Source organism: Vibrio sp. Vb1980 (genome assembly GCF_033338615.1).
In the GTDB taxonomy this organism is placed as follows: Bacteria; Pseudomonadota; Gammaproteobacteria; order Enterobacterales; family Vibrionaceae; genus Vibrio; species Vibrio alginolyticus.
Genome location: NZ_JAWOSZ010000020.1, coordinates 70033 through 81738 on the forward strand (window position 1 = coordinate 70033; position 11706 = coordinate 81738).

Annotated in this window: 14 protein-coding genes; 8 read left to right on the plus strand and 6 right to left on the minus strand. The window is 47.0% G+C overall.

All coding sequences use genetic code 11. The features are described from left to right. Positions 1-59 precede the first annotated feature (59 nt). From rsmB to def, 3 genes are all read right to left on the minus strand, one after another. Positions 60-1343, minus strand: a complete 1284-nt coding sequence (rsmB, locus tag R7F64_RS21420; RefSeq protein ID WP_017821576.1) for a 16S rRNA (cytosine(967)-C(5))-methyltransferase RsmB — start codon at positions 1341-1343, stop codon at positions 60-62. Between the two features lie 80 nt (positions 1344-1423). Continuing rightward, entirely contained in the window at positions 1424-2371 is a 948-nt protein-coding gene (gene fmt, locus R7F64_RS21425) for a methionyl-tRNA formyltransferase (RefSeq protein ID WP_005379066.1), read from the minus strand. A gap of 33 nt (positions 2372-2404) precedes the next feature. Then, positions 2405-2923: a peptide deformylase gene (gene def / locus R7F64_RS21430; protein ID WP_005379068.1), complete on the minus strand. Its 519-nt coding sequence runs from the start codon at positions 2921-2923 to the stop codon at positions 2405-2407. A gap of 138 nt (positions 2924-3061) precedes the next feature. On the opposite strand from def, the gene R7F64_RS21435 reads away from it, so the two are divergent. From R7F64_RS21435 to R7F64_RS21450, 4 genes are all read left to right on the plus strand, one after another. Further along, positions 3062-4156 carry a LysM peptidoglycan-binding domain-containing protein gene (locus R7F64_RS21435; RefSeq protein ID WP_318072069.1) on the plus strand — a complete coding sequence of 365 codons (1095 nt, stop codon included), beginning with the start codon at positions 3062-3064 and terminating at the stop codon, positions 4154-4156. Further along, positions 4140-5249 carry a DNA-processing protein DprA gene (gene dprA, locus R7F64_RS21440; protein WP_017821579.1) on the plus strand — a complete coding sequence of 370 codons (1110 nt, stop codon included), beginning with the start codon at positions 4140-4142 and terminating at the stop codon, positions 5247-5249. The genes R7F64_RS21435 and dprA overlap by 17 nt, the downstream gene beginning before the upstream one ends. A gap of 2 nt (positions 5250-5251) precedes the next feature. Next, positions 5252-5731, plus strand: a complete 480-nt coding sequence (locus tag R7F64_RS21445; RefSeq protein ID WP_005379074.1) for a DUF494 family protein — start codon at positions 5252-5254, stop codon at positions 5729-5731. Positions 5732-5807: 76 nt separating this feature from the next. After that, positions 5808-6377: a type I DNA topoisomerase gene (locus R7F64_RS21450; RefSeq protein WP_318072070.1), complete on the plus strand. Its 570-nt coding sequence runs from the start codon at positions 5808-5810 to the stop codon at positions 6375-6377. 65 nt (positions 6378-6442) lie between these two features. Here the strand turns inward: R7F64_RS21450 and R7F64_RS21455 are convergent, their stop codons facing one another. After that, entirely contained in the window at positions 6443-7576 is a 1134-nt protein-coding gene (locus tag R7F64_RS21455) for a 5-(carboxyamino)imidazole ribonucleotide synthase (protein ID WP_104979869.1), read from the minus strand. Between the two features lie 4 nt (positions 7577-7580). Then, positions 7581-8066: a 5-(carboxyamino)imidazole ribonucleotide mutase gene (gene purE, locus R7F64_RS21460; protein WP_005379082.1), complete on the minus strand. Its 486-nt coding sequence runs from the start codon at positions 8064-8066 to the stop codon at positions 7581-7583. A 199-nt stretch (positions 8067-8265) separates the two neighbouring features. Here purE and R7F64_RS21465 point away from each other — a divergent pair, with 199 nt between their 5' ends. From R7F64_RS21465 to R7F64_RS21480, 4 genes are all read left to right on the plus strand, one after another. Beyond that, the gene (locus R7F64_RS21465; protein WP_005379084.1) at positions 8266-8823 is read left to right on the plus strand and encodes an L-threonylcarbamoyladenylate synthase; all 558 of its coding nucleotides are present in this window, start codon (positions 8266-8268) and stop codon (positions 8821-8823) included. Positions 8824-8870: 47 nt separating this feature from the next. Further along, positions 8871-9788, plus strand: coding sequence for an oxygen-dependent coproporphyrinogen oxidase (hemF, locus tag R7F64_RS21470; RefSeq protein WP_213962118.1), 918 nt, complete (start codon positions 8871-8873; stop codon positions 9786-9788). Between the two features lie 101 nt (positions 9789-9889). After that, positions 9890-10723 (plus strand): shikimate dehydrogenase, encoded by an 834-nt coding sequence (gene aroE, locus R7F64_RS21475; RefSeq protein WP_005379088.1) that lies wholly within the window; start codon positions 9890-9892, stop codon positions 10721-10723. A gap of 3 nt (positions 10724-10726) precedes the next feature. Further along, positions 10727-10990, plus strand: a complete 264-nt coding sequence (locus R7F64_RS21480; RefSeq protein ID WP_005379090.1) for a DUF1488 domain-containing protein — start codon at positions 10727-10729, stop codon at positions 10988-10990. Positions 10991-10997: 7 nt separating this feature from the next. Here R7F64_RS21480 and R7F64_RS21485 read toward each other — a convergent pair whose 3' ends face one another. After that, complete coding sequence (locus R7F64_RS21485) at positions 10998-11546, minus strand: gamma carbonic anhydrase family protein (protein ID WP_005379096.1); 549 nt, start codon at positions 11544-11546, stop codon at positions 10998-11000. Positions 11547-11706 lie beyond the last annotated feature (160 nt).

Sequence of the window (11706 nt, forward strand, 5' to 3'; positions counted from 1 at the left end):
TTTTCTCGTATCTGAAAAAGGCGATTGAAATCACTTCAATCGCCCTATTTAGCATGCTGTTACGCGTGTGTTTTAGTTAGCACTGCGTAGTAGAAACCATCCATATCTTCTTCGCCTGGTAGAATTTGACGACCAGGCTGGTCGGGATCAGAATCCAGCAGTTGCGCATCCGCGGTACGTGCTAAAAACGCTTTTACTTGCTCCACGTTTTCTTGCGGTGTGATTGAACAAGTCGCGTAAACCATGGTGCCGCCGGGCTTCAGTTGCGTCCACATGGCATCAAAAATTTCACTTTGCAGCTCTGCTAATGCGGTGATGTCGTCTGCACGACGTAGCCATTTGATGTCTGGGTGACGACGAATCACGCCAGTCGCAGAACATGGGGCATCCAGCAAAATGCGATCAAATTGCTCGCCTTGCCACCATTCTTGTGGATTACGCGCATCACCGCAAACCACTTTTGCCTGAAGGTTGAGACGCTTCAGGTTTTCATGCACACGTTTCAAGCGTGTGTCGTCGCAGTCAATCGCGACCACTTCACTGCCTGACGTGCGCTCTAGAATGTGCGCCGTCTTGCCACCTGGCGCTGCACAGCAATCTAAAATCAGTTCGCCGTCTTGTGGTTTTAGATAGTTGATCGAGAGCTGCGCCGCCGCATCTTGGACCGAAACCCAACCTTTTTCAAAACCAGGTAGCTTCATCACGTCACATGGTGCGGCCAATTTTATGGCGTCCATTGCTTCTGTGTGTGGCGTGCTATCAATGTTTTCATTTTTGAGCAGCGCAAGGTATTCATCACGAGTGTGGTGTTGATGGTTCACACGCAGCCACATTGGTGCTTTTTGGTTGTTCGCTTCAACAATGCTTTCCCATTGCTGTGGGTAGGCCTCTTGCAGCAGTTTTAGTAACCAGCTTGGGTGACCGTACTTGCCAGCGTTGTTGCTGACGGCCATTTGGTCGAGTTCTTCTTGGTTGCGCTGGTAGTTACGCAATACCGCGTTAATCAAACCACGCAGACGAGGACCTTTCAGCTCTTTAGTGCCTTCAACCGTTTCACCGACAGCTGCGTGCGCAGGAATGCGCATGAAGCTCAGTTGGTAAATACCAACCAGAATTAGGTGATGGAATACACGTTGTTTGCCTTTTAGCGGCTTATCCATCAATTGGTTTGCGATCATTTCTAGGCGAGGTAGGTAACGTAGCGCACCGTAACAGATCTCTTGTAACAGAGCGTGGTCACGAGGTCGTACCGTTTGTTGAGCCGCTGGAAGAGCGCTTGAAAGTGAGTGGCCCTTGTCGACGACAAGATACAGGACGTTAGCAGCCGCAGCGCGAACATTCATGATGAGTACCTTAAAGTAAAGGAGGGCATCTCTGCCCTCTAAAAGTTCGTATAATCGGGGATAATAACCCCTAGTATGGCTTAAACCAGCAGAGTGCCAACTTCAAACCAAGCCGCACGCGAATTCAGAATATCCTGAACTGACATGGCTTTTTTGCCAGGAACTTGCAGTTGCTCTAGCACCAGTACGCCGTTGCCTGTCGCAACATAAATACCGGTTTTATCTGCTTGTACGATGGTGCCGGCTGGCTTATCACTGGTTTGCTCTGCCACACGGCTTTGCCATACTTTGATGCTGTTTTCTGCCGCCTCAAAGTGGCTCATTGGCCATGGGTTAAATGCACGAACGCAGCGCTCAATGTGCGCCGCATCGTCGTTCCAGTTGATGCGTGCTTCTTCTTTGCTGAGCTTTTTCGCATAGTTCGCTAGCTCATCGTCTTGCTTCACTGGCACTGCTTTACCCGCAGCAATGTCTACTAGGCAGTCAATCAGGGCTTCTGGACCAAGCTCAGCCAATTTTTCGTACATTGAAGCGCTGGTATCTGTCGCTTCGATTGGCAGAGTTGCAATCTTCAGCATATCACCAGTGTCGAGACCGATGTCCATCTGCATGATGGTCACGCCAGTTTCTGCATCGCCCGCCCAAATAGAGCGTTGGATTGGAGCCGCACCACGCCAACGAGGTAGGATAGAACCATGTACGTTGATACAACCCAGTTTAGGGGTATCAAGAACCGCTTGTGGCAGCAGCATACCGTACGCCACGACAACCATGAGGTCGGCGTTCAGATCGGCAAGTTCTTGTTTCGCTTCGTCGGACTTAAAGCTTTCAGGTTGGTAAACCGGGATATTGTGTTCTAGCGCCAGTTGTTTTACCGGTGGCGCAGCCAATTTTTTGCCACGACCCGCTGGACGATCTGGGTTTGTGTAAACCGCGATGACTTCATGCTCCGAAGACAACAACGCCGCCAAGTGACGGGCGGCGAAATCCGGAGTACCTGCAAAGACAATTCGTAAAGACTGACTCAAGGTAGACTTCCTTCTAATTGGTATGGTTCGAGATTAAGCGTTTTGCTGCTTCTCGTTAAAGCGTTTGATTTTCGCTAGCTTGTCCTGAATGCGTTTGCGTTTCAGTGGCGATAGGTAATCCACGAACAGCTTACCTTGTAAGTGATCAAGCTCGTGTTGAACACAAATCGCTAGCAGGTCGTCGGCTTCAAAGGTGAACTCTTTGCCATCACGATCCAGTGCTTTTACGGTAACTTCTGCAGCGCGAGGCACAAGTGCGCGCGCACCTGGTACCGACAGACAGCCTTCTTCGATGCCATCTTCGCCACGCTTTTCCAGAATCTCAGGGTTGATTAGCACCATCGGCTCATCGCGAGTTTCTGAAATATCAATCACTACGATACGTTTGTGGATATCAACCTGCGTTGCAGCAAGGCCAATACCTTCTTCGTCGTACATGGTTTCAATCATGTCATCGACGATTTTTTGAATCTCAGGGGTCACCGCTTCAACAGGCTTTGCGACTGTGCGCAGGCGATCATCCGGGAATGTTAATACTTGTAATACAGACATATTCACTCGAAATATTGAACTGTGCCGAAACAGCACAAACCTTGTTGGCTCAATTCTAGACATTTTATAGCCTAAATGACAGCATCCTTGCACCAATTTCCATTCTGGTTCCTGCTTAATAGACCAAGGACGAGGGTCATGAATCGAATTTTCCGCAACGTTGCCAGTGTTACGTTGCCGTTACTTTTCTCTTTCAACGCTGTAGCAAATGTGGATGCGAACCCACTGACTGTTAAAGATGATGCGCCACAAACGTATGTAGTCGTGAAGGGCGATACGCTATGGGATATTTCGGCCATGTACTTAGATAGCCCGTGGTTGTGGCCTCGTTTATGGCAAGTAAACCCGGAAATCGATAACCCTCATTTAATTTATCCCGGAGATAAGCTGTCTTTGGTGTGGATTAACGGTCAGCCCGTGTTGAGCCTAAAACCGGTTAAGAAGCTTAGCCCGAAAGCTCGCATCACAGAAAAGAAAGCCGTACCAACGGTCGCGGAAGGTTTGGTGATGCCTTACCTTAAATCGGATCGGTTGCTAGATAAAGATTCGTTGAACAGAGCAGCAAAAGTGATGGGTAGCAGCAAAGGCAGTAAGTATCTGACTGCAGAAGATGTGCTGTATATCAATGGCAATCAGACCGCGACAGGTTGGGCTATTTACCGACCAGTAGCTACCTTTTCGCGTGGCGATGTGTCCGAAGAGATTACCGCGCTGCGTTTGATTGCCAAAGGCGAGCTCGTTGAAGCTTCGAGTGATTATTCAGGTTTGAAGCTTACATCGCAAATGCAAGAAATCCTACGTAACGATATCGCGTTGCCAAATCAATCGGTTGAGAATACTGACTTCACGACTACGTTCTATCCGCTGCCGTCGCCACAAGGCAGTTCTGCAAAGTTACTAGGCAATATCGAAGGTATTCGCTTTAGTTCAACTAACCAAGTCGTGGTGATTGATAAAGGCACGTCAGACAATCTGAAGCAAGGCAGTGTGTTTGATTTAAAAGAAGACGCGCACCCAGTTTACAAAGACGGCGATGAGTTCAAGAAAGAGTTTGGCGTGCTTGATCAGAAAATCACCTTGCCTCAAAGCAAAGTTGGTGAGTTGCTGGTCATTCGTCCTTATGAGTACTTTAGCTTGGCACTGATCACTAACAGTACGAAGCCCATTAACCAAGATATTTCGGTGGTGTCACCGTTGGCGGACGAATTAACCATCGATGAATCGACGAAATAACGATGATCTCGCTGCCTGGTTAAAACTGAGTTGTTTACCAGGCATTGGCGGCGTCAAAATGAATAAGCTACTGGCAAGAGACACGCCACGTAACATCGTAAACTTCTCTCCCGAACAGCTACAACAACTTGGGTTAACAACTAAGCAAATTCAAGCTTGGGCTTCAACAGATAAAGAAGTCGATGCTTGTTTAAGCTGGCTTGAGGCTTCTACAAATCATCATATCCTGACACTGACTGACCCGCGTTATCCACCTCAACTCAAACAAATCGTTGCACCGCCACCTCTACTTTTTGTTCAAGGAAACCCTACTTGTCTCTCTCAGCCACAAATCGCGATGGTTGGCAGTCGAAATGCGAGTATTGATGGATTACAGCATGCACGTCAGTTTGCTGCAGAGTTTGTTCAGCACGATTTTATTGTCACCAGTGGTCTCGCTTTAGGCATTGATGGTCATGCGCATGATGGTGCGTTGCAAGCGGGTGGTAAGACGATTGCGGTGCTAGGATCTGGTTTAGCAAATATTTATCCAGCACGTCATCGTAGTTTAGCGCAACGTGTTATTGAACACGGGGCTTTGGTGTCTGAGTTTCGGCCTAATGCCAAGCCGCGCCCAGAAAACTTCCCGCGTCGTAATCGTATTATTAGTGGATTATCGCTTGGTGTACTGGTCGTCGAGGCGGCGAAAAAGAGCGGCTCGTTAATTACAGCTCGTTACGCGCTTGAGCAAGGTCGAGAAGTATTTGCGCTGCCAGCGTCAATCAATGCCCCCAATGCCTGCGGTGGAAACCAGTTGATACGTCATGGCGCTTGCCTCGTAGAAAAGACGAAAGATGTCTTAGATGAAATACAGTCCTTGCTTGATTGGTCTATTAATCAGAGTACCGATTTATTTTCTACGTTAAATGATGAAGAAGAATTGCCATTTCCTCAGCTGTTAGCTAACGTAGGAAGTGAAGCTACACCGGTTGATATTCTTGCAAACAGGACCAATATACCTGTCCAAGAAGTCATGATGCAGCTCTTAGAGTTAGAACTCTCTGGGCATGTCGTTGCGGTTTCAGGTGGCTATATTCGAAAGGGGAGGGGCTAGCTATGATGATGGATATACTGATGTATCTATTCGAAACCTACATCCATAGCGATGCAGAGTTACAGGTCGAACAAGACGAGTTGGAAGAAGAATTGCTCCGTGCAGGCTTCCAACAAAAAGATATCTACAAAGCCCTTGTCTGGTTAGAAGAGCTTGCCGCATTGCAGCAAAGTGACACCTCTTCTGCAATCTCGACTTGCATGGCTTCGTCATCAACTCGTATCTACACAGCGAAAGAGATGCAGCGTTTAGATTTGGAATGCCGAGGATTTCTATTGTTTCTCGAGCAAATCAATGTGTTAACCACAGAAACTCGCGAAATGGTGATTGACCGAGTGATGGGATTAGAAACGAGTGAGTTTGAGCTTGAAGACCTCAAATGGATCATTCTGATGGTGCTGTTTAATGTGCCTGGCAACGAAAACGCTTACACGCTAATGGAAGAGCTGTTGTACACCAAGGAACAAGGGATTCTTCACTAACCATCTGGGCAAGTTCGAGTTTAACTAGAATAAACGCGAGCTTGTCTTTTTGTGTGTTTTTCACGAAACGGTAAGTATGAGTAGTAAAATCGACAACACCCTTTTCTCTGCCCATGAACACGCTTTGGAGCACGAGCCGTGTCCAAAATGTGGTGGTGAGCTAGCTCTCAAGCACGGAAAACATGGCCCATTTCTCGGCTGTAGCCACTACCCAAGCTGTGATTACATCAAAGCCCTGCACAACAATGATGGACACATCGTGAAAGAGTTGGGTGTGCCTTGTCCTGAGTGTGGCAATGAGTTGGTACTCCGCCAAGGGCGCTACGGCATGTTTGTTGGTTGCAGTAACTATCCGGCGTGCCATCATATTGAGTCGATTAATCAACCAGAGCCAGAAAAACAGTCGCAAGAGCATCAAGCGTGTCCTGAATGTAGCAAAGGACATTTGGTTGAGCGTAAAACCCGATTTGGCAAAACATTCTACGCGTGTGATAACTACCCTAAATGCAAATTTGCTGTGAACCTTGCTCCGGTCAAGGGGCGATGCGAAGAGTGTGGTTTTACTCTGTTGGTGGAGAAGAAACTTGCCAGTGGTGTGAAATTGCAATGTGCTAATCGTAAGTGTCAGCACACCCAGCAAGGGTAAATGAATCAAAGGAATTGAAAAGGGTCGCATCGTGCGACCCTTTTTTGTTTTTTTGCTGCCAAACGTTAGTGTTGAGGCTGTTTAGCGAACGCTTGCACGGCTGGGAAAGCTATTGGGTCTAAGATGTCTGCCAGAGCGCACAACCTACGGTGCAATTCTCCTGGGTAGTCGCCACACACGTTGATATGTCCCATCTTGCGACCTGCACGTTTCTCTTTGCCATACCAATGAATGTGGCAACCATCCATTGATAACAATGCTTCTGGTAGTGTGTCTTCACCAAGAATATTAATCATTGAGGTTTCACGAACCAATTTCGTACTACCTAATGGTAAGCCGCACACTGCGCGCAGATGGTTTTCAAACTGACACGTTTCTGCACCTTGCTGTGTCCAGTGACCAGAGTTGTGCACGCGTGGAGCAATCTCATTCACTAAAAGTGCCCCATCGACATCAAAGAACTCAAGCGCTAATACGCCAACGTAATCTAGGCTATCTGCGACTGCCGTGAACATTTGCTTTGCTTGTTCCTGTAACCCTGGCGCATCAATCGCAGTAGAAAGACTCAATACACCGTTGGTGTGGACGTTCTCTGCCAGAGGATACACTTCCACACTGCCATCTTTGCTTCGAGCACCAACCAGTGATACTTCGCGGTTAAAAGGAACAAACTCTTCAGCAACAATCGCTTGAGTTGGTGTTGCCGCGATGCACTCCGACATCTCAGTCCAAATGTCGTCGACTTGAGAAGCTTCTTTTAAGCGCCATTGGCCTTTACCATCGTAACCACCTAATGCACTTTTCAGAACCATTGGCATACCAACGTGTTCAATTGCGCGGTCAAAGTCTTCACGAGTTTCAATGACGTAGTATTTCGCGTTGCGCACGCCGGCATCATCAAGCAGTGCTTTTTCAATACGGCGATCACCACCTGCTTTGATGGCTTGCGTACTTGGTAGGAACTTGCCGCTCGCTTCGCAAACCTTGAGCACGTCATGTGGAATATGCTCGAACTCGGCAGTAATCACATCAACTTGCGTAATCGCATTTTCCAAGCCATGGCCAAGTACCTGTTGAGTTAAAGGGTGAACGACATCACCGCTGCTGACATCGTAAGCTGAAATTTGAATATTCAGTGGCGCACCAGCCAGAGACATCATACGAGCCAACTGACCCGCACCAAGAACCAGTACATGCATCTGATTAATCCTCTGCAGGGTTTGGATTTGCGAGAACTGTTTCCGTTTGCTCATTACGGAATGCTTCTACCTTCGCCATGATGTTTTCATCATGAGTGCCTAGGATTTGCGCAGCTAGGATACCGGCGTTTGCTGCGCCCGCTTCGCCAATCGCCAATGTACCAACCGCAATTCCCTTTGGCATCTGTACAATAGAAAGCAGTGAATCCATACCTTTCAGTGCACGAGACTGAACGGGAACCCCAAGCACTGGCAAACTAGTAAACGCCGCCGCCATACCTGGTAGGTGGGCTGCACCACCTGCGCCTGCGATGATAACTTTGATGCCGCGTTCTTTTGCGCCACTAGCGTAGTCAGCCAGTAATTGAGGAGTTCGGTGTGCTGACACGACTTTTGTTTCGTAAGGCACGCCAAATTGATCTAGCATGTCCGCTGCTAGTTTCATGGTTGGCCAATCGGATTTAGAACCCATGATGATACCGACTTTCATCTCAAACTCCTTTAAGCTGCAAAAATTAGGTGAGCTATAAATTTGTGCGCATTATACGGGGATTTTTATCTCAAGCAAACGTTTGCGTCTTGTTGTTGGCGCTATTGATACATTTTATAAAAAAATTGCTTTAGTGTCTGAGAATGAATATTTGTACACTTAGTGAAAACAACACAGTCAAACAAATAGGAAGTAATCGGTGGATAACTTTGAACAAGTGCTCAACGCACTCAAGCAAGGCGAAGTGATTGCCTATCCAACAGAAGGGGTTTTTGGTGTCGGATGTGATCCAGATAACCCAGAAGCAATTCAAAAGCTATTAGAGCTCAAGCAGCGTCCGGTAGAAAAAGGGCTGATTCTCATCGCGGCAAGTTATGATCAGCTCTTGCCTTATATTGATGAATCTCAGTTGACTGAAGAACAATTACAGACTGTTCATGCCACTTGGCCAGGCCCATACACTTGGATCATGCCAGCGAGCGATAAAGTATCCAACTGGGTTTCAGGGCAGTTTGATTCAATTGCGGTTCGTGTGACTGATCATCCTTTGGTGCAAAAAATGTGTAATGCATTCGGAAAGCCGTTAACCTCTACCAGCGCGAATCTTTCCGGCTTACCACCGTGTATGACCACGGAAGAAGTCGAAGAGCAGTTGGGTGATAAGCTGGTCGCCATTCTTCGTGGCGAGACCAGCGGTCGTGATAAACCCAGCGAGATTCGTGACGCCAAAACTTCACAAATATTAAGACAGGGTTAACCCTGCTAGCCAGCCATCATTAGGTTTCACGTAATAGGTAATAACGTATGTCAGCGATCGATAAGCACGCCGTAAAGCAGTTCTTGATGTCACTTCAGGACTTCATTTGTCAGCAGTTAGAACAAGAAGATGGAAAGGCCGTCTTTGTCGAAGATGCATGGCAACGTGAAAAAGGAGAGCGTCTGGGGGGCGGTGGTCGCTCACGTGTTTTGCGTGATGGCCTTGTTTTCGAGCAGGGAGGCGTGAACTTCTCGCATGTGGAAGGGAAAGAAATGCCAGCATCTGCGACAGCGCATCGCCCAGAGCTAGCGGGTCGTCGTTTTGAAGCGATGGGTGTTTCTTTGGTTATTCACCCTAAAAACCCTTACGTACCGACTTCACACGCCAATGTCCGATTCTTTATTGCAGAAAAAGATGGCGAAGACCCAATTTGGTGGTTTGGTGGTGGTTTTGACCTAACGCCGTTCTATCCATTTGAAGAAGATTGCCAATCATGGCACGACACTGCAAAACTGCTTTGTGCGCCATTTGGTGACGATGTTTACCAAGAGCATAAAGCATGGTGTGACAAATACTTCTTCCTACCACATCGTAATGAAACTCGCGGCGTTGGCGGTTTGTTCTTTGATGATCTAAACCAGTGGGAATTTGATAAGTGTTTTGCTTACATCAAAGCAGTCGGTGAAGGCTATTGCCAGGCTTACTTGCCGATCGTTTCTCGTCGTAAAGAGATCGAGTATGGTGAGCGTGAGCGTGAATTCCAACTATATCGTCGCGGCCGTTACGTAGAGTTCAACTTAGTGTATGACCGTGGTACCTTATTTGGTTTACAAAGTGGTGGGCGTACTGAGTCGATTCTGATGTCAATGCCGCCGCTCGCTCGCTGGGAGTACTGCTACGAGCCAGAAGCGGGATCGCCAGAAGCTGAACTTTACGAGCGATACCTAACGCCACGAGAGTGGTAAGCACGGAATCTCCTTTTCTATATAGATAGATAGTGATAGGGTCATCTGTAATCAGGTGGCCCTGTTTTCTCTATATCTAAGTAAGGAACAAAGGTAAGGAAATGACCCAGCAAATCGATCGCTATGCCGTGTTTGGTAATCCTATCGGACACAGTAAGTCGCCATTCATTCACACCTTGTTTGCTCGTCAAACTAATCAATCTTTGGTGTACACCGCAGAAAGTGCACCTGTTGATGGTTTTATTGACGCGGCGAAGGTGTTTTTTGCTGAAGGTGGCAAGGGGTGTAACATCACTATGCCATTTAAAGAAGATGCTTATCAATTTGCTAGTCGATTGACAGAACGGGCTCAGTTAGCAGGCGCGGTAAATACCCTCAAGAAGTTAGACGATGGTGAAATCATCGGTGACAACACTGATGGTGCAGGTTTAGTGCAAGATCTGCTTCAGCATCAGGTTGTATTGGAAGGCGCGCGAATCCTAATTATTGGCGCTGGTGGTGCAGCTCGTGGTGTTATTAAGCCACTACTTGATCAAAAGCCGACCTCTTTAACCATTACCAACCGTACCTTTAGTAAAGCACAGGAGCTTGCAGAGCTGTTTGTCTCTCACGGTCCTATCCTCGCCAAAGAGATAGCAAGTATTGATGAAGAGTATGATGTCATCATTAACTCCACATCCGCTTCTCTTAGTGGTGAACTGCCGACTATTTCATCCTCCATCTTTGCCGCTAACAGTACAAGCTATGACATGATTTATGGCAAAGGGGTGACGAGCTTTAACTTATGGGCAAAAGAGAATGGTGCCGCTCATGCGTATGACGGTCTTGGAATGTTAGTTGGGCAGGCTGCGGAAAGCTTTATGCTCTGGCGTGGCTTACGTCCTGGTGCCAAACAAATTCTCAGAGAACTAAGAAAGAATCTTGAAGGTCAATAAGCGATGAATCAATCCATCTTATTCCCAGATATTCAATCATGGGATGAAGTATCACAATCGGTAAACTTTTCGGCGCAACAATCAGGCGCACTAATAGAGTGCTTTGTGACGAAACAAAAGTTAGAAAAGCTCAGTGGTTCACTGATTGAAACTGAGCAAGCGGCAATTAAAGTGTTTACTGATTACCGATTCGACCTAGAAGAAATGGCTGAAGAGCTAATAGAAGATGAAGCCTTCAACGAAGAAGGCCATATCATCATCGGTTAACAGGGTTTTAGTTCAAGTCTTTTACTTCATTTAAGTAGTCGTTTTTGTTCTGCACATAGTTGTTGGCAGACTTTTGCAAGAAAGCTCGTTCTTTTTCTGATAGAGGGCGAGCTTGTTTTACTGGGCTTCCAACATATAAGTAGCCACTTTCTAATACTTTCCCAGGTGGCACTAAACTGCCTGCTCCGATCATCACCTCTGACTCAATTACAACAGCATCTAAAACAATAGCTCCCATACCAACCAAAACACGATCGTGGATCTCACAACCGTGCAGCATCACTTTGTGGCCAATCGTAACGTCATTACCAATAATCAATGGGTAGCCGTTTGGGTTTTCGGCGTTCTTATGGGTGACATGCAAAACACTGCCATCTTGAATATTCGTTCGATCACCAATGTGAATGTGGTTTACATCACCTCGCGCTGCTACCAGTGGCCAAATGCTAGAATCATCGCCAATTCGGATATCACCGACTAAAACAGAGGTTGGGTCAACGTAAACACGCTCACCAAGTTCAGGCTTTATACCTTTGTAGCTTCTCATTGAGCTCATCTTTTTTCCTTATTCAGGGCGATTACAGGATGTATGGAGGTAGAATAGTAGTGAAAACTCGCCTTTTAGAATAAAAAACACCCAAACGATAAAAAAATCAAAAAAAACGAGAAAAAGGGCTTGCCAATGTGATCGCAATCTCTATAATGCCACCTCGCTG

What these genes read in the sequence shown, in the direction of transcription:
- rsmB (WP_017821576.1), bottom strand. Translation starts at nt 1,343, where the DNA reads ATGAATGTTCGCGCTGCGGCTGCTAACGTCCTGTATCTTGTCGTCGAC.
- def (WP_005379068.1), bottom strand. Translation starts at nt 2,923, where the DNA reads ATGTCTGTATTACAAGTATTAACATTCCCGGATGATCGCCTGCGCACA.
- R7F64_RS21435 (WP_318072069.1), top strand. Translation starts at nt 3,062, where the DNA reads ATGAATCGAATTTTCCGCAACGTTGCCAGTGTTACGTTGCCGTTACTT.
- dprA (WP_017821579.1), top strand. Translation starts at nt 4,140, where the DNA reads ATGAATCGACGAAATAACGATGATCTCGCTGCCTGGTTAAAACTGAGT.
- R7F64_RS21445 (WP_005379074.1), top strand. Translation starts at nt 5,252, where the DNA reads ATGATGATGGATATACTGATGTATCTATTCGAAACCTACATCCATAGC.
- R7F64_RS21450 (WP_318072070.1), top strand. Translation starts at nt 5,808, where the DNA reads ATGAGTAGTAAAATCGACAACACCCTTTTCTCTGCCCATGAACACGCT.
- R7F64_RS21455 (WP_104979869.1), bottom strand. Translation starts at nt 7,576, where the DNA reads ATGCATGTACTGGTTCTTGGTGCGGGTCAGTTGGCTCGTATGATGTCT.
- purE (WP_005379082.1), bottom strand. Translation starts at nt 8,066, where the DNA reads ATGAAAGTCGGTATCATCATGGGTTCTAAATCCGATTGGCCAACCATG.
- hemF (WP_213962118.1), top strand. Translation starts at nt 8,871, where the DNA reads ATGTCAGCGATCGATAAGCACGCCGTAAAGCAGTTCTTGATGTCACTT.
- aroE (WP_005379088.1), top strand. Translation starts at nt 9,890, where the DNA reads ATGACCCAGCAAATCGATCGCTATGCCGTGTTTGGTAATCCTATCGGA.
- R7F64_RS21480 (WP_005379090.1), top strand. Translation starts at nt 10,727, where the DNA reads ATGAATCAATCCATCTTATTCCCAGATATTCAATCATGGGATGAAGTA.
- R7F64_RS21485 (WP_005379096.1), bottom strand. Translation starts at nt 11,546, where the DNA reads ATGAGCTCAATGAGAAGCTACAAAGGTATAAAGCCTGAACTTGGTGAG.